Origin of the sequence: Burkholderia sp. Ax-1719 (genome assembly GCF_011753055.1) — a bacterium.
Taxonomy (GTDB): domain Bacteria; phylum Pseudomonadota; class Gammaproteobacteria; order Burkholderiales; family Burkholderiaceae; genus Paraburkholderia.
Map to the genome: position 1 here is coordinate 802,680 of NZ_VWWJ01000001.1, position 25,419 is coordinate 828,098.

Annotated in this window: 24 protein-coding genes; 11 read left to right on the top strand and 13 right to left on the bottom strand. The window is 63.0% G+C overall.

What is annotated here, in order from left to right:
• The first annotated feature begins 1 nt into the window (after position 1).
• Positions 2 to 583 carry a DUF3237 domain-containing protein gene (locus tag F3J17_RS03465; protein WP_167053770.1) on the top strand — a complete coding sequence of 194 codons (582 nt, stop codon included), beginning with the start codon at positions 2 to 4 and terminating at the stop codon, positions 581 to 583.
• Here the strand turns inward: F3J17_RS03465 and F3J17_RS03470 are convergent.
• The gene (locus F3J17_RS03470) at positions 580 to 1,383 is read right to left on the bottom strand and encodes a LuxR C-terminal-related transcriptional regulator (RefSeq protein WP_167053772.1); all 804 of its coding nucleotides are present in this window, start codon (positions 1,381 to 1,383) and stop codon (positions 580 to 582) included. The genes F3J17_RS03465 and F3J17_RS03470 overlap by 4 nt on opposite strands.
• Positions 1,384 to 1,544: 161 nt before the next feature.
• Here F3J17_RS03470 and F3J17_RS03475 point away from each other — a divergent pair, with 161 nt between their 5' ends.
• Positions 1,545 to 2,963, top strand: a complete 1,419-nt coding sequence (locus F3J17_RS03475; protein ID WP_167053774.1) for an APC family permease — start codon at positions 1,545 to 1,547, stop codon at positions 2,961 to 2,963.
• Between the two features lie 65 nt (positions 2,964 to 3,028).
• Complete coding sequence (locus F3J17_RS03480) at positions 3,029 to 4,138, top strand: P1 family peptidase (RefSeq protein ID WP_167053776.1); 1,110 nt, start codon at positions 3,029 to 3,031, stop codon at positions 4,136 to 4,138.
• A 116-nt stretch (positions 4,139 to 4,254) separates the two neighbouring features.
• Here the strand turns inward: F3J17_RS03480 and F3J17_RS03485 are convergent, their stop codons facing one another.
• Both F3J17_RS03485 and F3J17_RS03490 read right to left on the bottom strand, forming a co-directional pair.
• The gene (locus F3J17_RS03485) at positions 4,255 to 4,677 is read right to left on the bottom strand and encodes an organic hydroperoxide resistance protein (protein WP_167053778.1); all 423 of its coding nucleotides are present in this window, start codon (positions 4,675 to 4,677) and stop codon (positions 4,255 to 4,257) included.
• Positions 4,678 to 4,765: 88 nt separating this feature from the next.
• Positions 4,766 to 5,344, bottom strand: coding sequence for a DUF4148 domain-containing protein (locus F3J17_RS03490; RefSeq protein ID WP_167053780.1), 579 nt, complete (start codon positions 5,342 to 5,344; stop codon positions 4,766 to 4,768).
• Positions 5,345 to 5,360: 16 nt separating this feature from the next.
• Here F3J17_RS03490 and F3J17_RS03495 point away from each other — a divergent pair, with 16 nt between their 5' ends.
• The 3 genes from F3J17_RS03495 to F3J17_RS03505 all read left to right on the top strand — a co-directional run bounded on the left by F3J17_RS03495 (position 5,361) and on the right by F3J17_RS03505 (position 9,804).
• Positions 5,361 to 6,761, top strand: a complete 1,401-nt coding sequence (locus tag F3J17_RS03495; protein ID WP_167053782.1) for an amidase family protein — start codon at positions 5,361 to 5,363, stop codon at positions 6,759 to 6,761.
• Positions 6,762 to 6,968: 207 nt separating this feature from the next.
• Entirely contained in the window at positions 6,969 to 8,012 is a 1,044-nt protein-coding gene (locus F3J17_RS03500; RefSeq protein ID WP_167053784.1) for an alpha/beta hydrolase, read from the top strand.
• A gap of 244 nt (positions 8,013 to 8,256) precedes the next feature.
• Positions 8,257 to 9,804, top strand: a complete 1,548-nt coding sequence (locus F3J17_RS03505) for a rhomboid family intramembrane serine protease (protein ID WP_167053786.1) — start codon at positions 8,257 to 8,259, stop codon at positions 9,802 to 9,804.
• Between the two features lie 25 nt (positions 9,805 to 9,829).
• On the opposite strand, the gene F3J17_RS03510 is transcribed toward F3J17_RS03505, so the two are convergent.
• Together F3J17_RS03510 and F3J17_RS03515 are read right to left on the bottom strand one after the other, a co-directional pair.
• Positions 9,830 to 10,588 carry an SDR family oxidoreductase gene (locus F3J17_RS03510; RefSeq protein WP_167053788.1) on the bottom strand — a complete coding sequence of 253 codons (759 nt, stop codon included), beginning with the start codon at positions 10,586 to 10,588 and terminating at the stop codon, positions 9,830 to 9,832.
• 17 nt (positions 10,589 to 10,605) lie between these two features.
• Entirely contained in the window at positions 10,606 to 11,370 is a 765-nt protein-coding gene (locus F3J17_RS03515) for an SDR family oxidoreductase (protein WP_167053790.1), read from the bottom strand.
• A gap of 101 nt (positions 11,371 to 11,471) precedes the next feature.
• Between F3J17_RS03515 and F3J17_RS03520 the strand changes: the two genes are divergently transcribed.
• A complete protein-coding gene (locus F3J17_RS03520) occupies positions 11,472 to 12,386 on the top strand; it encodes an AraC family transcriptional regulator (RefSeq protein ID WP_167053792.1) in 915 nt (304 codons plus the stop codon).
• A gap of 8 nt (positions 12,387 to 12,394) precedes the next feature.
• Here the strand turns inward: F3J17_RS03520 and F3J17_RS03525 are convergent, their stop codons facing one another.
• Entirely contained in the window at positions 12,395 to 13,252 is an 858-nt protein-coding gene (locus F3J17_RS03525; protein ID WP_167053793.1) for an oxidoreductase, read from the bottom strand.
• A 119-nt stretch (positions 13,253 to 13,371) separates the two neighbouring features.
• Here F3J17_RS03525 and F3J17_RS03530 point away from each other — a divergent pair, with 119 nt between their 5' ends.
• On the top strand, positions 13,372 to 14,343 hold the full coding sequence (locus tag F3J17_RS03530) for a LysR family transcriptional regulator (protein ID WP_167053795.1): 972 nt from the start codon (positions 13,372 to 13,374) through the stop codon (positions 14,341 to 14,343).
• Between the two features lie 102 nt (positions 14,344 to 14,445).
• On the opposite strand, the gene F3J17_RS03535 is transcribed toward F3J17_RS03530, so the two are convergent.
• Entirely contained in the window at positions 14,446 to 15,012 is a 567-nt protein-coding gene (locus tag F3J17_RS03535; RefSeq protein WP_167053797.1) for a thioredoxin family protein, read from the bottom strand.
• 384 nt (positions 15,013 to 15,396) lie between these two features.
• Here F3J17_RS03535 and F3J17_RS03540 point away from each other — a divergent pair, with 384 nt between their 5' ends.
• Entirely contained in the window at positions 15,397 to 17,214 is a 1,818-nt protein-coding gene (locus F3J17_RS03540) for a cytochrome c biogenesis protein DipZ (protein ID WP_167053799.1), read from the top strand.
• A 19-nt stretch (positions 17,215 to 17,233) separates the two neighbouring features.
• Here the strand turns inward: F3J17_RS03540 and F3J17_RS03545 are convergent, their stop codons facing one another.
• A complete protein-coding gene (locus F3J17_RS03545) occupies positions 17,234 to 17,482 on the bottom strand; it encodes a hypothetical protein (protein WP_167053801.1) in 249 nt (82 codons plus the stop codon).
• Positions 17,483 to 17,696: 214 nt separating this feature from the next.
• On the opposite strand from F3J17_RS03545, the gene F3J17_RS03550 reads away from it, so the two are divergent.
• Positions 17,697 to 18,746 carry a GSU2403 family nucleotidyltransferase fold protein gene (locus tag F3J17_RS03550; protein ID WP_167053803.1) on the top strand — a complete coding sequence of 350 codons (1,050 nt, stop codon included), beginning with the start codon at positions 17,697 to 17,699 and terminating at the stop codon, positions 18,744 to 18,746.
• Between the two features lie 165 nt (positions 18,747 to 18,911).
• Entirely contained in the window at positions 18,912 to 19,904 is a 993-nt protein-coding gene (tehA, locus tag F3J17_RS03555; protein ID WP_167053805.1) for a dicarboxylate transporter/tellurite-resistance protein TehA, read from the top strand.
• 82 nt (positions 19,905 to 19,986) lie between these two features.
• On the opposite strand, the gene F3J17_RS03560 is transcribed toward tehA, so the two are convergent.
• The 5 genes from F3J17_RS03560 to F3J17_RS03580 all read right to left on the bottom strand — a co-directional run bounded on the left by F3J17_RS03560 (position 19,987) and on the right by F3J17_RS03580 (position 25,334).
• The gene (locus F3J17_RS03560; protein WP_167053807.1) at positions 19,987 to 20,379 is read right to left on the bottom strand and encodes a 2-oxoglutarate dehydrogenase; all 393 of its coding nucleotides are present in this window, start codon (positions 20,377 to 20,379) and stop codon (positions 19,987 to 19,989) included.
• A gap of 65 nt (positions 20,380 to 20,444) precedes the next feature.
• Complete coding sequence (locus F3J17_RS03565) at positions 20,445 to 22,265, bottom strand: peptidase S10 (RefSeq protein ID WP_167053809.1); 1,821 nt, start codon at positions 22,263 to 22,265, stop codon at positions 20,445 to 20,447.
• Positions 22,266 to 22,831: 566 nt separating this feature from the next.
• On the bottom strand, positions 22,832 to 23,941 hold the full coding sequence (locus F3J17_RS03570) for an S-(hydroxymethyl)glutathione dehydrogenase/class III alcohol dehydrogenase (protein ID WP_167053810.1): 1,110 nt from the start codon (positions 23,939 to 23,941) through the stop codon (positions 22,832 to 22,834).
• Between the two features lie 80 nt (positions 23,942 to 24,021).
• Positions 24,022 to 24,297 (bottom strand): formaldehyde-responsive transcriptional repressor FrmR, encoded by a 276-nt coding sequence (gene frmR / locus F3J17_RS03575; RefSeq protein WP_042296561.1) that lies wholly within the window; start codon positions 24,295 to 24,297, stop codon positions 24,022 to 24,024.
• A 203-nt stretch (positions 24,298 to 24,500) separates the two neighbouring features.
• Complete coding sequence (locus F3J17_RS03580) at positions 24,501 to 25,334, bottom strand: helix-turn-helix transcriptional regulator (protein ID WP_205194600.1); 834 nt, start codon at positions 25,332 to 25,334, stop codon at positions 24,501 to 24,503.
• Positions 25,335 to 25,419: the final 85 nt, after the last annotated feature.

The following is a 25,419-nucleotide window of genomic DNA, read 5'->3' on the forward strand; positions in this document are numbered from 1 at the left end:
AATGACAATGATATTCCGATGCCTGTTCGCCTCTGCCTTCATGACGTTCTGCGTGGGGCAGTCGATGGCCGCCGAAGCGGACAGTCCACCTGCGGCCTTCGATCCGCCCAGGCCACAACTGACGTATATGGGCCGCTTCAGCGTCGATCTGACCGCGCCGATCTGGGAACTCGGCGCGAGCAGCGACGCGGGCAAACGCCGCATCATTCCGATCACGGGCGGGCGCGTCGACGGCCCGCTCGTCAACGGCGAGATCCTGAACAACGGTGCGGACTGGCAGGTCGTGACGAAGGACGGCGTGGCGATGATCGACACGCGCTATCTCTTGAAGATGGACGATGGCGAGTATGTCTATCTGCAGACGCGCGGCATGCGCTACGGTCCCGCCGGGGTGATGGCCGACGTCGCGCAGGGCAAGCCGGTCGATCCTTCGAAGTATTATTTCCGGCTGTATATGAACTTCGAAACTTCGTCGAAGAAGTACGCGTGGCTCAATCGCGCGATGGCGGTGGGCTATGCGATGCGGCTGGGCAACGCGGTGGTCTACGACGCGTATCTGCTGGACGCCGCGCCTAAGCGCTAGGGCGCGGCATCGTCGCCCAGCGCTTCGATAAAGCGTGAAAACAGCTCGGGCTGCGTAGAAATCCCGAGTTTGGTGTAGAGATGGCGGCGGTGTACCTTGACCGTCTCCGGCGAAATGGCGAGCCGTTCGGCAATCGCCTTCGAGGAATTGCCGCGCAGCACCATGCGCGCGATTGCCATCTCGCGCTCGGTCAACAGGCCCGCGCCAAAGCGGCCAAGCGCGGTTTCCACGCGCGCGCCCAGATCGGCGGCGCTTGGCACGATACGCGCCGTCTCTCCTGCCAGCCGCCAGTGCTGGCGAATCGCCGCAAGCACCCACGGCAGCGCGGCGGCGAGCTTGCCCAGCGGTTCCGTATCGAAGCGCGTGGCCGAACCCATCGACAGCGAAAGCAGCACGTCCGGCTGCGCACGCACCAGCACCTGGATTTCATCCTCGCCAACCGCATCGCGGAAATAGCTCAGAAAATACTCGCTTTGCCGGAACAGGTCGGGCGCGACTTCTTCCAGCCGGTAGCAGCCGTCCGCCAGGCCGTCGTGGGCGGCCTGCAGAAAAGGATCGAGCAGATAGAGACCGTTGAGATAGAGCGGCACCGGCGAGGGCGCGTCGCTGCCGCCCGCATCGTATTCGTCGAGCACGATGGGCACGCCATCCGCGCCGACAGCGGTGGCAAGCGCATTGTCGAATGGCATCATCTCGTTGAGCAACAGCACCAGGAAGCGCCAGAAACGCGGCTGACCCAGATGGTCCAGCACGCGCCCGAGCGCCTGATGCATCGCGATTTCCGTAAAGAGTCGATCCATATCCTTGTTTGTCGCTGTCGTTTTTGTGCTGGCCGGGCCTGGGCACCGCAAGGGCGTAACCCAAAATGGGAATAGCGGTCAAAAAAATGGCTTCCTAGACTGCAACGCAATCTGTGGCCCCGAGTATGGGCGTTCAAAAAAGCGCAGCATAGGAGAGCAGGATGGAGATGATGTCGGAATCCACGGGCGCGATGCAATCGTCGTCCGATACGCAAGGCACGCGGGCCGGTGAAGGACGCACGCTCACGCAAACCCTTAGCGTGCGCGATGCGGTGATGATCACCGTCTCGGGCGTCACACCCGCGAGTTCGATCTTCGTGATTGCGCCGTTCGCAATCCAGCAGGCGGGTAGCGGCGCGGTGATGTCGTTTCTGCTGGGCGGCGTGCTGGCCTTTGCCTTCGCCCTCTGCTATGCGGAGCTGAGTGCAGCTCACCGCAGCGCGGGCGGCGAATATGTGATGGCCAAACGCGTGTTCGGCACCTTGCCTGGCTATCTGACGTTCATCACGGTGCTGGCGGTCAGCGTGTTCATTCCGGCGGTGCTGGCGAGCGGCGCAGCGCCTTACCTCAACAACGCGCTGGGCACGCACTTCGGCAATCAGTCCGTCGCGCTCACCATCGTGCTGCTCAGCTACGTGCTGGGGATGCTCAACATCAAGACCAACGCGTGGATAACCGGCGCGTTTCTCATCGTCGAAATCGGCGTGTTGATGCTGATCGCGGGGCTGGGCTTTAGTGCGCCGCATCGCAGTGCGAGCGCGCTGATGCATCCGCTCGTCGCCAGTGGCGGCATGCTGATTCCGGCCACCGCCGCGGCCATCGTGCCCGCGATCGGCACGGCGATCTTCTGCTACAACGGCTTCGGATCGGCGGTGTTTCTTGCCGAAGACCTGCGCGGCGGCAATCGCAATGTCGCGCGTGCGGTGATGTATTCGCTGCTCGTGATTCTGGTGGTGGAACTGGTGCCGCTGATTGCAATCGTACTGGGCGCGCCTTCGCTCAGCGAGTTGTCGAAGAGCGCCGATCCGATTGGTTATGTCGTGCGCGAACTCGGCAATCCCACACTCTCGCGCGTGGTGAGCGGCGGCATCTTTCTGTCCGTATTCAACGCGATCATCGCCATCGTCATCACGATGGGACGCCTGCTCTATAGCAGCGGCCGTCACGCGCTCTGGCCGCGTAGTTGCAATCGCGCGTTTTCGACGATCCATCCGCGCTTTGATTCGCCGTGGCTCGCGACGCTCGCGCTCGCGCTGCCTTCCGCCGGACTCGTGTTCGTATCGAGCCTCGACGAGTTGACGGCCTTCACGGTGGATCTGCTGCTGCTCGTGTATCTGGTGGTGGGGCTGGCCGCGCTGGCGAGCCGTATCGTGCGCCGCGATGTCGAGCATCACTACCGCATGCCGTTGTGGCCCGTGACGCCGCTGGTCGCCATCGCAGGCGCTGGCTACACGCTCTATACGACGCTTGCCACCGCCGCCAGGCCCGTCGATCTCTACATCATCGGCGGCCTGCTGGTTGTCGCGCTGGCGATGTATGCGGCCTGTGCGCGACGCAGCGAAACGTTCCGCGCGCTTTGAGCCGTACAGCGAACTAAAGCGCCAAAACACTGCAATTGAGACTGCAACATCGGAGGACAAGCATTATGCGCACGAGGGAACTCGGCATCCGCATCGGACTCGGCAAGCCGGGCCGCTTCAACGCGATCACAGACGTTCCAGGGGTGCGGGTCGGGCATTGCACGCTCGAAGCCGACAACGGCGACGCGTCGATACGGACCGGCGTGACGGTCATCGAGCCACGCGCGGGCGCGGCGCACGACGATCCCTGCTTTGCTGGCGTGCACGTGCTCAACGGTAACGGCGACGCCACAGGGCTCGAATGGATTCGCGAAGCGGGCCTGCTCACCACGCCGATTGCCTACACGAACACGCATAGCGTGGGCACGGTGCGCGACGCCTTGATCGCCGCCGAGCGGGACAGCGCACGCGATCGCGTGTACTGGTGCATGCCGGTTGTGATGGAGACGTACGATGGATTGCTCAATGACATCTGGGGCCAGCATGTGACGGCCGCGCACGTGCGAGAAGCGCTTGCGGCGGCGCGCAGCGGGCCGGTCGAAGAGGGCGGCGTGGGCGGCGGCACGGGCATGATCTGCCATGAGTTCAAAGGCGGCATCGGCACGGCCTCGCGGGTGCTTGACGCCGATGCAGGCGGCTGGACCGTGGGCGCGCTCGTGCAGTCGAATTACGGCGTGCGGGAGATGTTGCGCGTGGCGGGCTATCCCGTGGGCGAAGTGCTCGGGCATGTGCCTTCGCCGTTTCGTGAGGCGAATGCGAAGGGCGAGCCGGGCATGGGTTCCATTGTCGTCACGATCGCCACCGATGCGCCTTTGCTGCCCCATCAATGCACGCGGCTCGCGCAGCGCGCGGGCGTGGGCCTCGCGCGGGTCGGTGGCGGCACGGAGGATTCGAGCGGCGATATCTTCCTGGCGTTCGCAACTGGGAATCGCGGGCTGCCTGCTGCGAACTATGGCCGTCAAGGTGCGCCTGCGAGCGATGTGAAGATGGTCAATAACGACCATATATCGGCGCTGTTCGTGGCGGCGGCGGAAGCGGTCGAGGAAGCGATCGTCAATGCGCTGGTAGCCGGACGCGATGTGGCGTCGCGCGGCGCAAAGGTGGAAGCGCTGGGCGCGGCGAGGCTCGTCGATGCGCTGAGGGAGGTGGGGTGGCGGCCCGGAAGGGGGATATAAAGAGCGATGTGAACAGCCCTGAAAGCGGGTGCGCGCGAGGGCGCGCTACCTATCGATACGGATTCCGTAGGATAGGCGACGCGCCCTCGCGTTCTTCCTTGCGCCGTTCGCTAACTTCAGACGTCCGCCACCGTAATTAGCACATCGATATTGCCGCGCGTCGCCTTCGAATACGGACAGGTCTGATGCGCGAGTTCAATCAGTTGTTCGGCCACTTCGCGCTCGACGCCCGGCAACGTCACTTTCAGGCGTGCACGCAGCGAATACGCTTCGTCACGCAACACCAGGTCGATCTCCGCATCGACAGCCGTGTCGCGCGGCAGCGCCACCTTCAGGCGTGCCGCCGCTTTCCCCATCGCCCCGATAAAACACGCCGACCAGCCTGCGCCGAACATCTGCTCGGGGTTGGTGCCCGGCGCGCTCGAACCCGGCGGCGCAAGCTTGACGTCGAGACGACCATCGTCGCTGCGGGTTGCGCCGTCACGGCCGCCGGTCGTGTGGGTCTTGCCGGTGTACAGGACTTTTTCAGCGTTGCTCATGATGATTTCCTTGTAGATTATTGGCGAGGATTGCTGGGTATCAGCGTGGTTATGCCAGGTGGTTTATCAAATGACTTGGCCGTATTGATCAGCTGCCGCGATACAGGCTGCGCAGCGCGTCGAGCTGGCCGTTGTGTTCGGCGTCCACCAGTTCCTGGCGCACCTGGGCACGCGTGATCTTTGAGCTGGCGTTTTGCTGGGCGGGCGTCCAGTTCTGGGTCTGCGCTTGCGTTTGCGTTTGCGATTGCACGGCAGCCTGCGCCGCGTTATCGGCGGAAGTGGGCATGGCGGCGAACGAAGCGGAAGCAGCAGCGAATGCGGCGACAGCAGTGAGCGACAAAACGATCTTCGAAACTTGCATGACGTTCTCCTTGAAGCGGTAGATAAAGAAGGCAACCGGTTGATCCTTGGGGCGCGTGCCCAGCAGATTTCGGCGTTGATGCATTAAAGCGAGCCGACGTATCTGGCGTGTTTCGTAATCGGGCGTTATTGCAATTCCCTGTATCTGGGCGATGCGCAGATACATAGCGACACAAACGAAGCCGTGCCGCGCGGCGCGAGGCCCGAGCGGCGCGGCATCTGGCGCGCCGGACACAATCCCGATACATGCGGCGGCTTCAATCGCATCCACCACGTGCGCCCTAGGGCGAGGCATCACTTCAGTCATTCATCACGGAGGAAACATGTCTGAACTTTGGCAATTGACGGCTGCGGAACTGGCGAAACACATCAAGTCACGCGAAGTGAGCGCGCGCGAGGCGGCGCAATCGGCGCTGGCGCGTCTCGACGCGGTGAATCCCATCATCAATGCCGTCGTGGCCGTGCATCCGGAAGAAGTCCTGCAACAGGCCGATGCCGTCGATCAGGCAATTGCGCGTGGCGATAACCCGGGTCCGCTCGCAGGCGTGCCGGTCACCACCAAGATCAACGTCGATCAGGCGGGCTTCGCGACCACCAATGGACTACGCGCGCAGGAAAACCTCATTGCCCAGACCAACAGCCCCGCCGTGGACAACCTCGTGCGCGCGGGCGCGGTGCTGCTCGGTCGCACCAATTCGCCCACCTTCGCGCTGCGCTGGTTCACCTCGAATCAGGTACATGGACGCACGCTCAATCCGCGCGATCCGTCGCTCACGCCGGGCGGATCGAGCGGTGGCGGCGCGGCTGCAGTGGCTGCGGGCATCGGTCAACTGGCGCTGGGCACGGATATCGGCGGATCGGTGCGCTATCCGGCCTATGCGTGCGGCATTCACGGCCTGCGTCCGTCACTGGGCCGGGTGCCGGCCTTCAATGCGTCGTCGCCGGAACGGGCGATCGGCGCGCAGCTGATGTCGGCGGCGGGGCCGATGGGTCGCACCATCGACGATCTGCGTCTGGGACTGCTGGCGCTGTCCGCGCCGGATCTGCGCGATCCCTGGTATGTGGCGCTGCCCGTGGATGGTCCGGAAGTGCGGCGGCGCGCGGCGCTGTGCGTGCGTCCGGGCGGCCTTGAGACCGTCAGGGAAGTCGAGGACGCGCTGGGTGATTCGGCCAGCCGTTTGCGCGATGCCGGCTGGGACGTCGAGGAAATCGACGATGTGCCGTCGATTCGTGAAGCCGCGCTGCTGCAGGAACGGCTGTGGCTGGGCGACGGCTTTGACGCGCTCGTCAATGCGGTGGAAAAGGACGGCGACCCGGGCGCGGCTGCGGTGATCGCGGCGGCGCGCGAGAAGGTGCGCGGTCTGCCCGCCGACGTCGTCAGCCAGTCGCTGGTGCGCCGCACGACGCTCACGCGCCAGTGGCGTCTGTTCCTCGATCAGTACGCCGTCGTGCTGATGCCGGTGTCGAGCGAACTGCCGTTCGCGAGCGACCTCGATATGCAGGGCAAGGAGGGCTTCGACCGCGTCTGGGAAGCGCAACTGACGCTGCGCGCGTTGCCCGCGATGGGTCTGCCGGGGCTGGCCGTCACGACCGGTCTGGTGAATGGCGTGCCGGTGGGCGTGCAGATTGTCGCCGCGCATCACCGCGAAGATCTCTGTCTGCTGGCGGGACGCGATATCGAAGCGCGGGGTGTGCCCGCGTCGCCGGTCGACCCGCGCGGTTGAGTGTGGTTTAAAGCGGATTCAACGGCGCTTTTACGGCGATTTTGATTCGCCGTGTGTATGCACGGCGGCCGGATACATTGGGATACATGGTGTCCGCCCGCTTCCGATATAAAAACGCTGAAGCGTTTATTCGCGCGATCGAGGCCGGGTCATTCCGACGGCGGCCCCTACTCAACGATCAGGACGATCAATAAGGAGAAAAGCGTCATGTCAGATCCCGTCAATGTCCGCCGCCGTCGGATCCTGGGCACTACGCTGGCGAGCCTGAGTCTCGCTGATCTGGGGCTGAGCAGCCTCGCTCACGCGCAGTCCACGGATGGTTCGGCGTCGAACTCGCGCACGGGCGGCAACGTTTCGTTCGGCCCGATCCAGCAGATCGACGCGGGCGTACTGAACGTGGGCTACGCAGAGGCCGGGCCGAAGAACGGCCAACTGGTGCTCCTGCTGCATGGCTGGCCGTACGATATTCATAGCTTTGTCGAAGTCGCGCCGCTGCTGGCGGCAGCGGGCTATCGGGTGATCGTGCCGTATCTGCGCGGCTATGGCTCGACGCGTTTTCTTTCCGCCGATACCCCGCGCAACGGTCAGCAGGCGGTGACGGCCGTGGATATCGTCGCGTTCATGGACGCATTGAAGATCGATCAGGCGATTCTGGGCGGTTACGACTGGGGCGGCCGCACGGCGGACTGCATCGCGGCGCTGTGGCCGGAGCGTGTGAAGGGGCTGGTTTCGGTGAGCGGCTATTTGATCGGCTCGCAGGCAGCGAACAAGAATCCGCTGCCGCCGAAGGCCGAATTCCAGTGGTGGTATCAGTTCTACTTTTCGACCGAGCGCGGCGCGCAAGGTTATGCGGCCAATCGCGATGCGTTCAACAAGCTGATCTGGCAACTGGCCTCGCCGAAATGGAATTTCGACGACGCAACTTACGAGCGCACCGCCGCGTCGTTCCAGAACCCGGATCACGTGGCGGTGGTGATTCACAACTATCGCTGGCGGCTGGGCCTCGCGCAGGGCGAATCGCGGCTTGACGCGATCGAGCAGCGCCTGGCGGCCGGACCCACGATTTCGGTGCCGACCATCACGATGGAAGGCGATGCAAACGGTGCGCCGCATCCGGAACCGGCTGCGTATGCGAAGAAGTTCACCGGCAAGTATGTGCATCGGAATCTGACTGGCGGGATTGGGCATAACCTGCCGCAAGAGGCGCCGAAGGCATTTGCCGAAGCGATCCTGCAGGTGACGCATTTATGATCGTCAATAAGCGCTAAGGAATGCGTTGTAAATTGCGAGGATGACGCCCGGAGTAATCTGGGCGTTTTTTTATGTGCGCGCATTCACAGAGGCCAAATTACGTCATATGGTCAAATACGTAGTGTGGGATCGGCGCTCAATGCACGAGACATAACGCCGGTCCCGCAACGGGGAACGATCTCATTCGCTCGACAATGAAAAGAACGGCCGCGTCACTACGCGCGGCTCATATCACGAGACGACCATGAACCGCATTGAACCTGGTTGGGGATTAGCGGATACACACGCGCATGAAAACATCGACGGTCAACCGGCTGACCTGATACTTCCCATCGCGATTGGCTCGCGTCTTCGAAAGAGTTGGGGGGAGATACGCGCCAGGTCGTTCGAAGGCAAGGGCACCGTTCAGGTCGGCGCCACAACGCTGACGATTCGTACGTCGGTGTCGCGTATGCTGGGGAGTGCATTACGCAACGACCTGACGCTGCGGTTCGAGGATATCTATAACGTAAGAACCTGCAAGCGCCTGGTGCGATTCGACCTTGTCAATGGCCCGGGCGAACTTGAACCCATCATCCTGCGCACTGGCGATCGCGAGGATGCGGCGTTGCTGGCGGCGTCGCTGCCCCTTCAAACGACTCGCAGCTACGCCACTGAGCAGCGTGTCGAATCGCTCTTTCTTGAGCAGATGAAGCAACGCACGCCCTATGTGTGGGCCACATGGGCGATCGTTGCCATCACCTCGCTGATATTCATCGCAATGGCGGCACATGGAGCGGGCGTGTGGCGGGTGAATGCCGTTGCGGCGATTGCGGCGGGCAGCAACTTCGGTCCTTATACGCAAGACGGTCAGTGGTGGCGCTTGTTGACGGCGGTGTTCGTTCATTTCGGTCTGATGCACCTCGCGTTCAACATGCTCGTGCTGGCACAGTTCGGGCGCCTGGCCGAGCGCTTTTATGGCAGCGCGCGATTCATCGCGATCTACCTGTTCGCAGGCGTCACGGGAAGCCTGATGAGCTTGCTGGTACACCCCGGCATCAACAGCGCGGGCGCATCGGGCGCGATCTTCGGTGTGATAGGCGCGGTACTGGCTTTCCTGCTGCTGCGTCGCCAGACGACGCCGCGCGGCTTCTATGTCAAGCATTTTCGGCTTGCCGCATGGTTCACGGTCTATGCGCTTTTTAATGGCTTGACGCGTCCGGGAATCGACAACGGCGCCCATGTCGGCGGACTGATCAGCGGCTTTTTATTCGGTCTGGTGATCGCGCCGCCGCTCGTGCGTGCTTCGTCACGATCCGTTGTGGCGCGGGCAATGGCAATCGGCGCTCCAGCGGTGCTGGCGGGTGGTTTTCTCGTCTGTCTGTCCGCGACGCTTGCGATGCTCAATCGTTTGCCGGTGCGCCAGGAGTCGATGCAGTTTTCGGCATTGATCATCAAAGCCAGCGAAATCGAAAACAATGCTTTGACCGACCTGAAGACCTTGCCCCGCGACCGGCTGACGGCGCAGGGACGCGCCGCGCTGGCCGAACGCATCCGCGCTACCTTGTTGCCCGAATGGCAGCAACTCGACACGATGTTTGCGACCGCGCGGTTGATACCGGATTCGCCCAGTGCAAGAACGCGCATAAAGCTCTTGACGTACTACGACGATATGTCTCAAGAACTGGAACTGATCGCGATGCAGGCCGAGCAGAATCGCCTGAACGATCCCGCTACGACTGCCGAGTTGAGGCGGCTGAACATTGAAGCGCGGCGCGCGCGGGCGGACGCTTTCAGGCTGCTGGAGCGATGAAGTCAAACAGGATGACGTATTGATATCACCACGGAATGACTTCACCCTCCCAGCGCGTGAACGTGCCCGTCGGCCCATCCGCGCCCAGCAGCGCAACGCGCACGGCTTCGCGCGCGCCTTGCTCGACGCTCTCGGTGCCCAGATAGCCGTTGAGATTCGTTTTCGTGAATCCGGGAGAGATGGCGTTGACCTTGATGCCATCCGGTTCCAGTTCGATCGCCATGGCAACCGTCAGGGCGTTGAGCGCCGTTTTGGAGGCGGGATAGACCGGGCCAAAAATCGAGCGATACGCAAAGTCCGGATTCGAGTTCGTGGTCAGCGAACCCACCCCGCTCGACACGTTGACGATGCGCGCGCCCGGCGTTTCGCGCAGGATCGGCAACATCGCCTGATAGACGGCTAGCACGCCGAATACATTGGTTTCCCATACCGCGCGCATCTCGTCGAGCGAAACGCAGCTCGGGCGTGTGGTCTTCGCGTAGTCCTCCAGCGACTGGCCCGGCAGCCGGCCGGTGTTGGAAATCGCCGCATTCTGGATCAGCACGTCGAGGCGGCCAAACTCCTCGCGCACGCGCGTGGCCGCGTGATTCACCGACGCGTGATCCGTCACGTCGAGTTGAAGGGCGTGAGCCTGCGGTCCGACTTCGCGGGCGGCGGTCTCGCCGCGCGCGAAATCGCGCGATCCAACCAGCACGGTGAAGCCGTGCGCGGCGAGGTCCTTTGCAATCTGAAGCCCGATGCCTTGATTCGCTCCGGTGACAAGCGCGACGGGGGTGTCCTGCATGGTCATCTCCTTGCTGGTTAGTGCGTTTCGGCGAGGCGTGCTTCCGCGGCCCATGCTTCGGCATCGACGCCGGCCGGGATATGCATCGGAGCCGATGGATCGGTGGCGGCGCGCCACACGGCTTCGGCGACGTCTTGCGCGTAGGTGACCGGCGACGACGTATCCGCAAAACGCGCGAGGACATCCTGCACGACATCGGCATAGGCCTCATGGTCGAAACCGTGAATGCGCTCGCGGGCGTTGTCGCCAAAGCGGGTCGACGGCGCGCGGCCCGGCATGACGATGTGCGCGCGCACGCCGAACGGTGCGAGTTCCAGCGCCATCGCCTCGGTAAAGGCGTTGACCGCCGCCTTGCTCGCGCGATAGGCGGCGATCAGGGGCAGCGGCTTGAGCGTCACGCTCGACGTCACGTTCACGACGACGCCCGCCTTGCGCTGCCGGAACTGCGGCAAGACTGCCTGCGTCGCGGCTAGCGTGCCGATGGTGTTGGTTTCGAAGAGCGCGCGCACCGTGTCAAGCGGAACCAGTTCGGCGGGCGACGCCGCGCCGAAGCCCGCGTTATTGACGAGCACATCGATCGGTCCGGCGGCCTCGACGGCGGCGCGGATGCTGTCCGGTTTCGTGACGTCGAGCGCCAGCACGCGCAGGTGCTCCGAAGGCGGCAGCACGCTGAGATCCGGCGTGCGCATCGTGGCGATGACGCGCCAGTCGCGGGACAGAAAGAAGCGGGCGATTTCGAGGCCAAATCCAGAAGAACAGCCGGTGACCAGTACGGTTTTCATTGGGGCTCCGGTGGAGTGGTGTTCGTGTGCCCTTACGATAGATCGCTTAAACCGTACTTGCTACAATAAACAATCCGAAAATCATTGGCAGGAGTCCGGCGATGATCGATCCGCTCGCGGAAGTCGTGATGCTGCTGCAGCCGGGCGCACGCTTTTCCAAACTCGTCCACGGCGCGAGTCCGTGGCGCATCAGCCGCTCGGACGCGGGCGAGCCGTTCTATTGCGTGATCCTCGAAGGCGGTTGCCGCATCGCCATCGACGGGCACGAACCCATTGAACTGCTCACGGGCGACTTCGTGCTGATCCCCGCTGCCTATGGCGTGGCGATGTCCAGCCTCGTGCCGCCGCCCTCAGGCGTCGAAACGTCCGCGCCTGTTGCGCTGGGCAACGGCGAATACCGGATTGGCCCCGCCGACAACCCGGTCGATGCGCGCATGATGGCGGGCCATTGCAGCTTCGGTTCGCCGGATGCGTCGCTGCTGGTTTCACTGCTGCCGCAGATCGTGCACGTGCGCGGCGAGCAGCGCCTGGCCACACTCGTCGAACTGGTGCGGGAGGAGTCGCGTGAGCAGCGGCCCGCGCGCGAGGTCGTGCTTTCGCGGCTGATGGAAGTGCTGCTGATCGAAGCCTTGCGCTCGATGGCGCAAACGAATGCGTCGCCAGGACTGGTGCGTGGGTTGTCCGACCGGCGGCTTGCGCTCGCGATCCGCGCCATGCACGAAGCGCCGACGCGCGCCTGGACCGTTGCCGAACTCGCGAAGCAGGCGGCGCTGTCGCGCTCGACGTTCTTCGAACGTTTCAACCATGCGGTGGGCGTCGCGCCGATGGAATATCTGCTCACGTGGCGCATGGCGCTCGCAAAAGATCTGCTGCGCCGTAACGAAGGCCGGATCGCGGAGATTGCGCAGCGTGTTGGCTACAGCTCGGCCAGTACGTTCAGCGTGGCCTTTACGCGGCACGTCGGCCGCCCACCCACGCAATATGCGCGCGAGGAGCAGGGGGCCGCGGGCCGCTGAGCGATCGCTCAGGCCGCAAAGTCCGTGGATGCCGAAAGCGCCTTCCACGTTTGCGTTTCCTGCTCCACATAAGCGTTTTTAGTGGCGATGGCCGCCAGTGTGTCCGTGCCGAGCGGCAGGCGCAGCGGCGGGTTCGTGGCATCGACCAGCGTGACCATCGCAGCGGCGAGTTTCTTCGGATCGCCGGGCTGGTTGTGGTTCATCTGCACGGCCTTGCGGCGAACCGCACCCGAGGTTTCGTCGTAATCGGCGATGACATCCGGCGCGACGACCAGCGAGGTGGCATCCAGAAAGTCGGTGCGGAAATAGCCCGGCTCGACCACGGTGGCGTGAATGCCCAGCGGTTTCAACTCCGCATGCAGGGCTTCGGTTATGCCTTCGACGGCGAATTTCGTGGAGGAGTAGGCCCCGAAACCCGCCGCCGCCCGATAGCCGCCCACCGACGAGATATTGATCACATGCCCCGAGCGCTGCGCGCGCAGCGTCGGCAACACGGCGCGCGTGACGTTGAGCAGGCCGAACACGTTGGTGTCGTACATGCGGCGCACGTCTTTGTCGCTGGATTCTTCGATCGCGCCCAGCAGACCGAAACCGGCGTTGTTGACGAGTACGTCGATGCGGCCGAATTTTTCGATTGTGGTTTGGACGGCGGCCTTTGCCTGGGTTTCATCGGTCACGTCGAGCGCGACCGGCAGCAGCGCGGCGTGTTCGCCAAGGCGCTCGACGATGGCTTTTGCGTTGCGGCCCGCGGCCACGACCGCGTTGCCATCGGCCAGTGCGGCTTCGGCGATCAGGGCGCCGATGCCGCGCGATGCGCCCGTGATGAACCAGACGCGCTTGAATCCTGCCTGTTGAACGTCAGCCATGATGTCTCTCCTACGTGTGTGATGAAGTGATGCCATGGTAGGCGCGTCGATTGACATGAACTAGACGTCGTAGACTGGAGTGATAATCAAGTTTTTCTTGCGAATCAATGGCCCGGAAAATGAACGGAATTCGTGCGATCAATACCTTCGTGCGCGCTGCGACGCTCGGCAGTCTGCGCGGTGCGGCGGTCGATCAGGGCATCTCGCCTCAGGCCGCGAGCCAGGCGGTGATGCAACTGGAAAAGGATCTGGGCGTGCGACTCTTTCATCGGACCACGCGCAAGCTCAGCTTGACGGAGGAGGGGCAGCGGCTGTTCGAGAGCGTGCAACCGGCGCTGACGATGCTGTCGTCCGCGCTTGACGACGCGCGCCGCTCGAAGGAGGAAGTGGGCGGCACGCTGCGCGTGAGCGCGCCGCGCGCGTTCGGCTTGCCCGTGCTGTGGCCGCATTTCGAGGCGTTTCAGAAGCGCTACCCGGACGTGCAGCTCGAAGTGCAATTCGACGATCAGTTCACGGATCTGGTCACCGACCGCTCCGATGTGGGTTTTCGAGGCGGCCCGCCGCCGGCGGGCGGCGCGATCGCACGGCGGCTGGTGCCGATCCAGTTGATCGTGTGCGCGTCGCCCGACTACATCGCGCGCAACGGCGCGCCGCGCAGCATCGACGAACTGGCCGCGCATCGCTGCACGGGCTACCGGCGCGCAAACACGGGCAAGCTCGCGCAATGGCAGTTTCGCGTCGGCGATGAAATCGTTTATCGCGATCTGCCCGCCGCCGTTTGCGTAAACGATACGGAGATGGAAACGCAGGCGGTGCTTGCGGGGCTGGGCATCGGGCAATTAGGCAGCTTCAATGCAGCGCGCCATATTCGCAGCGGCCGGCTGGTGCCGCTCTTGACCCAGCACGCGACTGAATACGGGATGATTTATATCTACTACCGCCATCGCACCGAACAGCCGCTGCGCGTGCGCACCTTCATCGATTTCATGGTCGAGCGCATGACTGGAAATACGGATTTTTTCCTCGACGATGACGAGCTGCGCGCCTTGCAGCAGCCGAAGCAAAAACGCGCGACGAAGCGGCGCGCGTAGTGCCGCGATCCGATCCCAGCCGTTCAACAGGCTGTGCCAAACCGGAGAGCCTGCAAGTCAGCGCGCCACGTCGAATGCTAGGCGCGCTTTCTCGATCGCATCTCAACCCTTCTTGGCATCGATGCCGAGCAGGCCGCGAATCGTCTGCTCGGTCTGGTCGTACTCGCCCTCGCCGAAATGGCTGTAGACGAGCTTGCCGTTCTTGTCGATCAGATACAGCGCGGGCCAGTACTGGTTGTTGTACGCGTTCCAGGTCGCATACGAATTGTCCTGCGCCACCGGATATTCGATGCCGAAGCGCGCGACCGCTTTCTTCAGATTGTCGGTGTTGCGCTCGAACGGGAGTTCGGGCGTATGGACGCCGACTACCACCAGACCTTTGTCGCGGTAGCGCGAATACCATTCCTTCACGTAGGGCACGGTATGCGCGCAGTTGATGCAGTCGAAGGTCCAGAACTCGACCAGCACGACCTTGCCGCGCAGCTGTTTCAGATCGAGCGGCTGGCTGTTGATCCAGGTGTTGATGCCGGTGAAATCGGGCGCGGGTGCGCCGTTCTGCACCGCGGCGGGTTCGGTGGCGGCGGGGCTGGCGGTGGACGCGAACACCGCATAGGCGGCCGTGGCGGCCAGGGCAGTGGCAACGGCGGCGATCTTGAGACGTTCGAACATGACGGGCTCTCCATGAAAGGTTGGGGTGCGAGTGCATTGGACCGCGCGCACGTATCTGGTACATGTCCCCAACGGCTGCCCTGTGCAACGTAGTGTGTCGCGGCGAGCGCCGGATACCTGGTGATACAAAACACCCGCGTTGCGCCGGGTGCCTGTCCAGCTTTGATTCCGTGCACGCTGGTTTGTATCCCCGGCGTTTTCAATCGGCGATTCCAATCGGCGATTTGTATCGGCATGTATCCCCGCGGCCGCGCGACACATGCTCATGCGCCCCAGGCGCTTTCCAGACATTCAGCCGATACATCCAGGCCCTGAAATACCGCACATGGCCGGGGCTTTGCTGCGCCCCTCGAAATCTGTGTGGATCTGTCCGGAGACCGACTCATGTTGCTGCTCGTCGTCGCATTCATCGGCGGTGCGTTCACCGTCCTCAGTCCCTGCATCCTGCCGGTTGTGCCTTTCGTGTTCGCGCGCTCGGATCAGCCCTTTGTCACAGGCCGTTTGCCGATGTTGATCGGGCTTGGCGGCACCTTCGCGCTGCTCACCGGGTTGGGCGCGGCGGGTTTGAACGGCGCGGCCCAGTTGAGCGAGTATGGGCGCTATCTCGCGCTCGCGTTGTTTGCGGTTTTCGGCGCTGCGCTGCTGTTTCCTGCGCTGGCCGCACGTCTAGCGCAGCCGCTCACCACGCTCGCCGATCGCTTCGTTGCGCGCAGCGACCGGCAAGGGGCGGCGGGGCAGATTGGCTCGGCGTTATTGCTCGGTGCGGCTACGGGCCTGCTGTGGGCGCCGTGTGCCGGGCCGATCCTCGGGCTCATTCTCACGGGCGCGGTGCGTCATGGCGTGACCTGGCAAACGTGGGCGTCGCTCGGTGCGTATGCGGTGGGTGCGGCGTGTTCGCTGGCGATTGCCGCGAGTCTCGGCAAGCGGGCGATGGATGCGCTCAAGCGTTCGATGGGCATGGGCGAGCATCTGCGCCGCGCGGTGGGGGCGCTCGTGCTGGTGACGGTGGGCGCGATTGCGTTCGGCGTCGATACGCGCGTGCTGGCGCATCTGCCGGGTTCGCCGACCGAGCGCCTGGAAAATCGCCTGACTGGGCAGTTGAGCGCGAAGGCGGTTGACCCCGTCGCCGTTGCTGCTGCCGTGCCCACGGTCGTGCGGCAAGCGCAAAAGTCGGCGGCGGCGCATATCGTCCGCGTTTCCGCATCGTCGTCCGCATCGCCGTCCGCCGCCGCGCTGCCAGTAGAAGGCACGCTGCCGTCGTTCGATGGCGCAACGGCATGGCTGAACTCCACGCCGCTCACGCCGCAGGATCTGCGTGGCAAGGTCGTGGTGGTCAACTTCTGGACCTATTCGTGCATCAATTGCCTGCGCACGCTCCCGTATCTCAAGACCTGGGCGCAGCGCTATCGGAACGACGGGCTGGTGGTGGTCGGCGTGCATACGCCCGAGTTCGGTTTCGAGCACAACCCCGGCAACGTGAAGCGCGCGCTGGCGGATCTGGGCATCGGCTATCCGGTCGCGCTCGATAACGACTACCGCATCTGGAATGCCTTCGGCAATGCGTACTGGCCGGCGTTTTATGTGGTCGATGCGCAGGGCCGCGTGCGCTATCACCACTTCGGCGAGGGCAGCTATGGACAGGCCGAACAGGCGATCCGTCAACTGCTCGCCGAGAATGGCCGCTCGCCCGACGCGCACGCGTCGCACGTAGCGCAAGCAAGCGGTGCGCAAGCCCCGGCCGATCTCGCCGATACCGGTTCGGGCGAGACCTATCTGGGTTATCGCGAGGGGCGCGGCTTTGCCTCGCCGCAATCGCTGCAGCCCGACGTCGTTGCGAATTACACGCTGCCCGCCAATCTGCCGCTCAATGCGTGGGCGCTCGATGGCCGCTGGAATATCGGCGCGGAATCCGCTGTCTCCGCCGCGCCGCAGACGGGCGTCGCCTATCGCTTTCATGCGCGCGATCTGCATCTGGTGCTTGCGCCTGCGGCGGACGGCAAGCCGGTGCGTTTTCGCATCACCATCGATGGCGCGGCTCCCGGCGCTGCGCGTGGCGCCGATGTCGCGGCGGACGGTACGGGTGTGGTGACGAGCGCTCGGCTTTATCAGCTGGTGCGGCAGGGCGGTGCGATCGGTGACCGGACCTTCGAGATCCGCTTTCTCGATCCGGGCGCGAAGGTGTACACGTTCACCTTCGGTTAAGGCGGGGCGGGCGCGCGGCTCAGTCGTCGCCCCAGCGCCAGCGCGGCGGCTCGCCCTTGAGCCAGCAGATGCCGACGAGCACGAGACTGAGGAGCGAGACCACGACGATGAACGCCGCCATGTGCCGCTGTGGCCCGAAAGCGTGGATGGTTGCGCCGAGCAGTGCGAAATAGCCGATCAGCACCAGCCAGCCTTGCCAGCGAGTGGGCAGTCCCCAGCCCCAGCCATAGCGTTTGGCGGGGAACCAGTAGTCGTGGTTGATCGGCATGGGGTGTTGCTCCTTGTTGCGGGGCTTTGCAGCATTGTCGCGTTTTGCGCGCCGATACGCCGAGAGTTGGCCGCGCGGATGGCCTGTCTCGGGTGCGTCTGAGGTACGTCCAAGGTGTGTCCCAGCGTTTGCAGTAATTCTAGAAAAACTACTGCAATTGCCGGTTGCGCAATTTGCAGTAAAATTCAAAAAATTACTGCAATTTCTTCCGACCATGCCCGGCTCCCCTCTTTACCAGCGGCACGATCAAGCCTACTGCTCCCAATACGCAAACGTCGAGCAGGGCGCCGCCGCCCAGCCGGGCGTGCTGGTGGGCGCGCCCGGCACGATAGTCGAGCACGATCGCGGCAACGCCGTCTACTACTACCGCCAGTTCATGGACGCCGAAGGCAGGCGCCAGCAGCTCAGCATGGGCGGCCCGAAGGGCGACCCTGAAGCCGACGCCCGCGTGGCCGCGGTGGCGGAGCAGATCGAGCAGGCCAAGGATCTCATCGGCCGCATCCGGGAACTGGCGAAGCTCGGTTTCCAGATCGCCGACAACAAGACCTACGCCACCATGGCGGTCCTTTACAACCACGGTTTGTTCCAGGCGGGCGCGGTACTGGTGGGCTCGCACGCGTATGCCGTACTGCTCAACAGCCTCGGCATCAAGGCGATCGCCTACGAAACCGAAGATATCGATATCGCCCGCGCGCGGCAGCTTGCCTTGCAGAACGTGCCGTCGGGCGGACTGCTCGACATCCTGCGCGAGACCGGCATCGATTTCGTTCCGGTGCCGCCGTTCAATCGGGGCGATCCGTCCACCTCGTTCAAGCGGGCGGGCAAGACGCGTTTTCACGTCGACCTGCTCGTGCCGTCGAAGGACGATACCTTTCCAACCGTCGCTGTACCGGAACTCGGCGCGCACGCGAGCGGCATGCCGTATCTGGCCTATCTGCTCGGCCAGTCGCATATGGGCACGCTGATATCGCGGCATGGCGCGGTGCCGGTGCGCGTGCCGGACCCGGCGCGTTTCGCGATCCACAAGATCCTCGTGTCGCGGTTGCGCACCACGATGCTGGTCAAGTCGCAGAAGGACGTCCAGCAGGCTTGCGTGCTGCTCGCGATGCTCGGCGAACACCGCAGCGGCGATATCGAGATCGCCTGCGCTGATCTGCCGAAGTCCTCGCGGGCGCTGGTGCGCCGTGCGCTGCCCGAGGTGCAGCGCATGCTCGAAGCGCACGACGGCGCGCTGGCGGAGTTCGAAGAAAGCATCGGCGCGTAATCCGTAAAAGGGTTCAATCGCAATCCGCGACAAGCGATCAGAAACGCGCCCTGAGACGATCGGGCATGTTGTTGACACGGCCCGGCATTCGCGTCAGGCGCGTCCGGGCCTAAAGTCACTCCATCGACGGCGGCCTTCGCTGCCTCAAGTGTCAGGAGTGAAGTCATGAACGCATGGATCACAAAACATGAACCGATGCCGGCCGGCTTTTTCGGCATCGCAGTGGGGACGCTCGCGCTGGCGGGGGCATGGCGGGTTGCCGCAAAGCTCTGGGAAGTGCCGGCCGCAGCGGCCACGGCGCTTACCGTGCTGGCGCTGATCGTCTGGGCCACCGTGATGGCGATGTACGGCGTGAAGTGGGTCGCGCACCGCGAGGCGGCGCGCAAGGAATGGCAGCATGAAGTGCAATCGTCGTTCGTGGCGCTCGGCCCGGTATCGACGATGCTGGCGGCGCAGGCCGTCAAGCTCTGGTCGCATGACGCCGGTCTCGCCTTGTTCGTGCTGGGCGCGATCAGCCAGGTTGCCGTGGGCGTGATGCTGCATGGACGCCTCTGGCAAGGTGGCCGCAATGCCGAACTGGTCACGCCCGCGACCTATCTGCCCACCGTGGCAGCGGGTTTCGTGGCGGCGGCAACGGCGGCGGCATTCAACTTGCCCGAACTGGCGGTGATGTTCTTCGGTAGCGGTGCGCTCTCGTGGCTCGCGATCGAATCGAAGCTGCTCAACCGCGCTGCGCTCGCTGCACCGACCGCGCCGGCCCTGCGCCCGACCTTTGGTATCCAGCTCGCGCCGCCGGTGGTGGGTGGCGTCGCCTGGATGGCGATCATGGGCAGCATGCACATCTCGCTGACGGGTGCTGCGGGGATCGTGGCTTACGCACTGCTCGGCTACGGTCTGTATCAAGCGCTTCTGCTGCTGCGTCTGCTGCCGTGGATTCGCGCCCAGGCTTTCACGCCGTCGTACTGGGCCTTCAGCTTTGGCGTCGCAGCGCTGCCGACCCTCGCGATGCTTATCGCCCAGCACGGTGGCCCGCTCTGGGTGCATGAACTGGCTTTCGTGCTGTTCGTGGCGAGTACCGGTGTGATTGGCCTGCTGTTCGTCAAGACGGTCGCGCTGCTCGTGGAAGGCAAGCTGCTGCCGGCGCGCGCAATGCAATAAGTGGATTGAAGCGTCGTCGAGAAAGGCCTCACCGTTGGGTGAGGCCTTTTCACATGAGCGCAATGTGATTGCGACTACGCGTCTATTGCTGCTGTTGCTTCTGCAGGTACTGGCGCACGTCGTCGATTGAAACGCGGCCCGTATGCGCCGTGTCGATCTGATCGAAATGCTGCGAGATATAGCCGAGGCCATTGGTCTGCGCCTGCGCCTTCGTGACTGTCGCGCCCTGGCTCAACACCGTGTTTGCGCCCAGCCGCGCTTCGATGCGCTTTTGCGCCTCCTGCTGCAACTGTGTGCCTGTCGACGGCGTCACGGGCTGGGGACGGTTGGCCGGAAAGAACGGGCCGTCGACGCCATGGCCGCCCTTGGGCAACTGGACGGGCGCCACGGACTGCGTTGCCGCCTGCGCCGTGCCGATTACGGCAGCAACCACGATGAGCGGCGCAATGCGCCACAACTTGTCGGATGGATACATGTTCGCTCGCATTCAAAGAGTGAAATCGGGTGTACCGGATAGATCAGCTCGTGCGGAAGCCGATCTCAAGGTTCGATCGCGGCCTGCGCCGTCGCAGTCGGCGAACCGGCGGGGCTTTCGTCGGGCCACGGCGCGGGCAGCGTCCACACCGAAAGCGCGAGCGGTATCGGTTGACCGGCGTAGTACTTGACGAGATCGCTCTTCATCTTCGGGCGCGCGGTGTCATCCAGATAAATCATGTGCCCGCCCGGGAAGAAGTTGACCTGCAGATTGGCGTTCAAACCGGACACGGTTTGCAGCCGTGCGAGCTGCTTCTCCGTATTGAAGAATGGCGTCGCGAGATCGTGATAACCGTTCTCCGACAGCACCTTCAACTGCGGATTGAGCGTGATCGCGCCAAGCAGATCGGGCAGCGTATCGGGCAGCGGCTGGCCATCGTGCGAGAAGTCCCAGACATTGATGATGTTGTCGTTGAGCGGCATGAAGGTGGCGTTGGGCGCGGTATAACCGAGGTAATCGGGCAACTGCGTGGCCAATGCCGTGGTGAACGGCTGCGAGATCAGAATGTCCGAGGGATCGCCGTCGGATTGCAGGCGCGGGTCCGAATTCGGCAGCGAAACGCGTCCGTCATAACGGCCGATGGTGGTGCCCGGAATCAGCGAGTAAGTGAAGCCATTCACGTTGAAGTAGCCCTGCAAGGCCTGCAAGGTCAGGCTCGAAGGCCAGCGCCACGAATCCAGCGTGCGCGCGGGCGGCAGCACCGGCGTGCCGAGCGCATTGGGGATGCCCAACTGGCTGAGCGTCCAGGTCTGCGCGTATTTCTTGAAGTGGTTGTACTGGCCGGTCGCGAAGATTTCCGATTGAAGCGCGAACAGTCCCTGATCGATCAAGGGCGGCGAGACCTGATTGAAATACGCGGCCACTTCCGCATAGCCGGGGTAATAGCCCGCGAGCGTATCGGTATCCAGTTGCAGACCGGCGGTCGAATCCGTGATGGCGGTGGCTTCGATCGCATCGGCGTAGTAGTTCAGGATCGACGACTGCAACACGATGCCGGTGAGCGGCACGCCCGCTGTTTCCAGCGCGAGTGCAAGCATGTCGGTGCGCGGCGTGCCATACGATTCGCCATAGAGATAGATCGGTGAAGTGCTGCGGTTGTTGACGGCAATATAGCGTTCGATGAAATCGCGCATCACGCCCACATCGGGATCGCAGCCCCAGAACTTCTGGTTGGTGTTGGGCAGGATCGCTTCGGAAAGGCCGGTGCCCGGCGGGTCGATGAACACCATATCCGTGGTGTCGATCAGGCTGTCTGCATTATCGACAACCGGAAAATTCGGCCAGTTCGTCAGCAGCGGGTCGGGCGTGGCGACGCGCGTGGGCGCGAACGAGCCCAGCCGCAGCCAGATCGACGACGAACCCGGGCCGCCGTTGTAGATGAAGGTGACCGGACGCGGCGATCCATTGGTCGATGGCGCGGTGTAGGCAACATAAGACATGGTGGCTTCGGGATTGCCATTGGCATCCGACGCCGTCAAATGCCCGGTCGTCGTCGTGTAATTGATCGTGGCTTTCCCGGATTTCCATTGGTAATGCATGACGGCGGCTTTTTCCGCGACTTGCGAGGCCGCAAGGCCGTCAGTGGCATTCGGCGAATAGGCAATGGGGTCGGTATACGGTTGATTGGCGCTGGCGCCGGCATTCGATTGCGATGCATTTTGCTGAGTGGCCGCGACCTGTTTCATTGCCGTGGCCGAAGTGCCGGAGCCGCTATCGCCGCCCCCGCATCCCGCCAGCATCAATATTGTCGCCATCAACGCGCCCGGCATGGCCAGGCGGCCCAATGAGCGGGCGCGGCAATTGCTAATACGGCTGTCCGCATTCATATCTGTCCCTGTGGATGATGAATACCGCATGCAGAAAAGCCGCGTTCGCCGGAACGTGACGATTTAAAAAGACAAAGCGAATCCACGCCGGCGCAATGCGGCTAACAATTAACTTTCTATAACCGACATTTTTAATACAATTTGTTGCGGTGAAAATTAATCAGGATGCCTACGAAAAAGGACAATAAAAAAGACAAAGGGAAGCCCCTGAAGCCAGAACGGCCTCTGGAGATTCCCCGTGGAAAGATTTGGTAATGAAAAGATGCAGAGGAAAAATAGAGGGTGTTGCAGTGCTTTGTCAAACACTTTTACACGCTATGCGGCATGAATGAATAGATGCCTTTAAACATCATTTAAAGTCAGTCTATAAAATTCGAAAAATAAATCGGGAGAAGTACGGTATCCATTTTTATCTGTGTAATTGCATATGCAATTACAGCCACGAAATGGAAATTGCGAACGCGGGAAGCGTGGGGCGGCCCGCTATCGTCCGTTGAACTTCATGAGAAGCGTGAACGACAGCGGGCAGGAAGTGGCGGCGCTTAGGGACGCGCCGCGCGCAGTCTTTAGTAATGAACCACGGTACGGATCGACTTGCCTTCGTGCATCAGGTCGAACGCTTCGTTGATGCCCGCGAGGTCCTTCGTATGCGTGACGAACGGCGCGAGCTGGATCTTGCCGCTCATGGCATCTTCGACCATGCCCGGCAATTGCGAGCGGCCCTTCACGCCGCCAAACGCGGTGCCCAGCCAGCGGCGCCCCGTGACGAGCTGGAACGGACGCGTGGAGATTTCCTGGCCCGCACCCGCCACGCCGATCACCACCGACTGGCCCCAGCCGCGGTGCGCGCATTCGAGCGCGGCACGCATGACGTTGACGTTGCCGATGCACTCGAAGCTGTGATCGACGCCCCAGCCCGTCATCTCGACGATCACTTGCTGGATGGGCTTTTCGTGATCCTTCGGATTGACGCAATCGGTCGCGCCAAAGGCCTGCGCGAGTTCGAACTTGCCCGGGTTAGTGTCGATGGCGATGATGCGGCCGGCCTTCGCCAGCTTCGCGCCCTGAATCACCGCAAGGCCAATGCCGCCAAGGCCGAACACGGCCACGGTGTCGCCTTCCTGAACCTTGGCGGTGTTCTTCACCGCGCCCAGACCCGTGGTCACGCCGCAACCCAGCAGGCAGACCTGTTCAGGGTTGGCGTCCGGATTGATCTTCGCGAGCGAGACTTCGGCGACCACCGTGTATTCGCTGAACGTCGAGCAACCCATGTAGTGATAGACGGGCTGACCGTTGTAGCTGAAGCGCGTCGTGCCGTCCGGCATCACGCCCTTGCCTTGCGTGGCGCGCACGGCCACGCACAGGTTGGTCTTGCCGCTCTTGCAGAACAGACATTCGCCGCATTCGGCGGTGTAGAGCGGGATCACGTGATCGCCGGGCTTCACGCTGGTCACGCCTTCGCCCACTTCGACGACGATGCCGGCGCCTTCGTGGCCCAGCACAGCGGGGAAGAGGCCTTCGGGATCGTCGCCGGAGAGCGTGAAGGCGTCGGTGTGGCACACGCCGGTGTGCGTGATCTTCACCAGCACTTCGCCCTTGCGGGGCGGTTCGACGTCGATCTCGACGATTTCGAGGGGCTTGCCCGGCCCGAATGCAACGGCTGCACGTGATTTCATAGCAATCCTGGTGAGAAAAACAAAGGGTCCGGACCGCTCGGGCGGCTACCGGCGCGAATCAATCGATCATCGATACCGCATCAACGAAGGTAGGAACGCACGAGCGAAACGACTTCGTCAATGGATTTTTTGGAACTGTCGTCAGCGGGCGCGAGGCTGGAAAACTCCTCGCGCAGATGGCTTTCGAGCACGCCCGCCATCAGGCCATTGATGGCGCCGCGCATGGCCGCAATCTGCTGGAGAATGGGCCCGCAATCCGCGCCTTCTTCCAGCGCGCGCTCAAGCGCGTCCAGCTGGCCGCGCACACGGCGAACCCGGGCCAGAACACGCTTCTTCTCTTCGACGGTGTGGGGCATGATGGCTCCCGGTCACATACTGGACGGGAGTATGCCACAGTACTGCGGGGGAGTATAGGATCGGTGGCCAGCCGGAGGTCGATATGTCCCTGATGGAGGGCATGCGAAATCTGAAAAAACTGCCTATTAATCAGGATGCCGATGTAATTAGACGATAAGTTATCCGTTGGCACGCCATTGCGCTATTCAACGAAAAATAACCTTCAATCGTAGGAGTGCGCCCATTGCAACAGTTCCCATTTCGTGCGGACTTTGAGCTTGGCGAACGCGCGTTTGACGTAGGATTCGGCGGTCGAAAGCTTTAATTCCAGCATCTGGGCGCTTTCCGGAATCGTCTTGCCGCTCAGCAGACAGCGGCAGATTTCGCCTTCACGCCGCGAAAGACGGATCTCCTCGCGTGCAATGCGCTCTTCAAAGCGCGATACGGGCGTGCCTTCGCGCCGTGGCGTGCTGATGCGCCGCGCCGCTGCCGTTCTCGCATGCATCTCGCACAGCGGAAACAGGAATTCGCTCATTTGCCGCAGCACCGCCAGTTCCTGCAGGGTAAAGGCGGCACGTCCTTCGCAACGCGCGAGGCCCAGCGAATAGCGCTCGTTACGCGTGCCGTGCGAAATCACGCATTCCTGGGCGATGCGTGCCGGCGTAAAAATTTCCTTGCGGAAGCCATCGTCGGTGAGCGCGCCAACGTCGCGCTGGATCAGCAGTGTGCCGGTCGCCCCACGAATTGAAACGAATAGCGGATCGCGGTCGCAATACGCCGCGTAGTAGCGGTCCATGATCTCGCAGATCAAGGCGTATTCGTCGCCGGTGCTGCCGATCCACTCCGTGGCATAGCCCGAAGGATTGCGCGCATCGGGTCGCACGCGTTCGAGATGGATGGCGTCGGCCTGAACGTCGCCGGTGACGAACTGCCCGAGCGAGCGCACGAAATCGGGCGTGCCCACGCGGCCAACGAGGTCGCCCAATGCACGCGGGGAAATGGAAAGGGATCGGTAGTCGTCGCGCGCACGCGCGGATGCGAAAGCGTGAGGAGCCATCAGTGTCACGGTTGCTCGTCGGGGATGAGCACGATGCTACCTGACCAATATTGCGCTGTCTGCCAGGGCAACGCCTGTCCCCCCA

Excerpts from the sequence above, each read along its gene's own strand:
- F3J17_RS03560 (WP_167053807.1), bottom strand. The coding sequence starts at position 20,379 with ATGTATCCATCCGACAAGTTGTGGCGCATTGCGCCGCTCATCGTGGTT.
- F3J17_RS03535 (WP_167053797.1), bottom strand. The coding sequence starts at position 15,012 with ATGTTCGAACGTCTCAAGATCGCCGCCGTTGCCACTGCCCTGGCCGCC.
- F3J17_RS03495 (WP_167053782.1), top strand. The coding sequence starts at position 5,361 with ATGTCTGAACTTTGGCAATTGACGGCTGCGGAACTGGCGAAACACATC.
- F3J17_RS03465 (WP_167053770.1), top strand. The coding sequence starts at position 2 with ATGACAATGATATTCCGATGCCTGTTCGCCTCTGCCTTCATGACGTTC.
- F3J17_RS03525 (WP_167053793.1), bottom strand. The coding sequence starts at position 13,252 with ATGGCTGACGTTCAACAGGCAGGATTCAAGCGCGTCTGGTTCATCACG.
- F3J17_RS03485 (WP_167053778.1), bottom strand. The coding sequence starts at position 4,677 with ATGAGCAACGCTGAAAAAGTCCTGTACACCGGCAAGACCCACACGACC.
- F3J17_RS03475 (WP_167053774.1), top strand. The coding sequence starts at position 1,545 with ATGGAGATGATGTCGGAATCCACGGGCGCGATGCAATCGTCGTCCGAT.
- F3J17_RS03570 (WP_167053810.1), bottom strand. The coding sequence starts at position 23,941 with ATGAAATCACGTGCAGCCGTTGCATTCGGGCCGGGCAAGCCCCTCGAA.
- F3J17_RS03545 (WP_167053801.1), bottom strand. The coding sequence starts at position 17,482 with ATGCCGATCAACCACGACTACTGGTTCCCCGCCAAACGCTATGGCTGG.
- tehA (WP_167053805.1), top strand. The coding sequence starts at position 18,912 with ATGAACGCATGGATCACAAAACATGAACCGATGCCGGCCGGCTTTTTC.
- F3J17_RS03550 (WP_167053803.1), top strand. The coding sequence starts at position 17,697 with ATGCCCGGCTCCCCTCTTTACCAGCGGCACGATCAAGCCTACTGCTCC.
- F3J17_RS03505 (WP_167053786.1), top strand. The coding sequence starts at position 8,257 with ATGAACCGCATTGAACCTGGTTGGGGATTAGCGGATACACACGCGCAT.
- frmR (WP_042296561.1), bottom strand. The coding sequence starts at position 24,297 with ATGCCCCACACCGTCGAAGAGAAGAAGCGTGTTCTGGCCCGGGTTCGC.
- F3J17_RS03520 (WP_167053792.1), top strand. The coding sequence starts at position 11,472 with ATGATCGATCCGCTCGCGGAAGTCGTGATGCTGCTGCAGCCGGGCGCA.
- F3J17_RS03490 (WP_167053780.1), bottom strand. The coding sequence starts at position 5,344 with ATGACTGAAGTGATGCCTCGCCCTAGGGCGCACGTGGTGGATGCGATT.
- F3J17_RS03510 (WP_167053788.1), bottom strand. The coding sequence starts at position 10,588 with ATGCAGGACACCCCCGTCGCGCTTGTCACCGGAGCGAATCAAGGCATC.
- F3J17_RS03480 (WP_167053776.1), top strand. The coding sequence starts at position 3,029 with ATGCGCACGAGGGAACTCGGCATCCGCATCGGACTCGGCAAGCCGGGC.
- F3J17_RS03565 (WP_167053809.1), bottom strand. The coding sequence starts at position 22,265 with ATGAATGCGGACAGCCGTATTAGCAATTGCCGCGCCCGCTCATTGGGC.
- F3J17_RS03580 (WP_205194600.1), bottom strand. The coding sequence starts at position 25,334 with ATGGCTCCTCACGCTTTCGCATCCGCGCGTGCGCGCGACGACTACCGA.
- F3J17_RS03515 (WP_167053790.1), bottom strand. The coding sequence starts at position 11,370 with ATGAAAACCGTACTGGTCACCGGCTGTTCTTCTGGATTTGGCCTCGAA.
- F3J17_RS03540 (WP_167053799.1), top strand. The coding sequence starts at position 15,397 with ATGTTGCTGCTCGTCGTCGCATTCATCGGCGGTGCGTTCACCGTCCTC.
- F3J17_RS03500 (WP_167053784.1), top strand. The coding sequence starts at position 6,969 with ATGTCAGATCCCGTCAATGTCCGCCGCCGTCGGATCCTGGGCACTACG.
- F3J17_RS03470 (WP_167053772.1), bottom strand. The coding sequence starts at position 1,383 with ATGGATCGACTCTTTACGGAAATCGCGATGCATCAGGCGCTCGGGCGC.
- F3J17_RS03530 (WP_167053795.1), top strand. The coding sequence starts at position 13,372 with ATGAACGGAATTCGTGCGATCAATACCTTCGTGCGCGCTGCGACGCTC.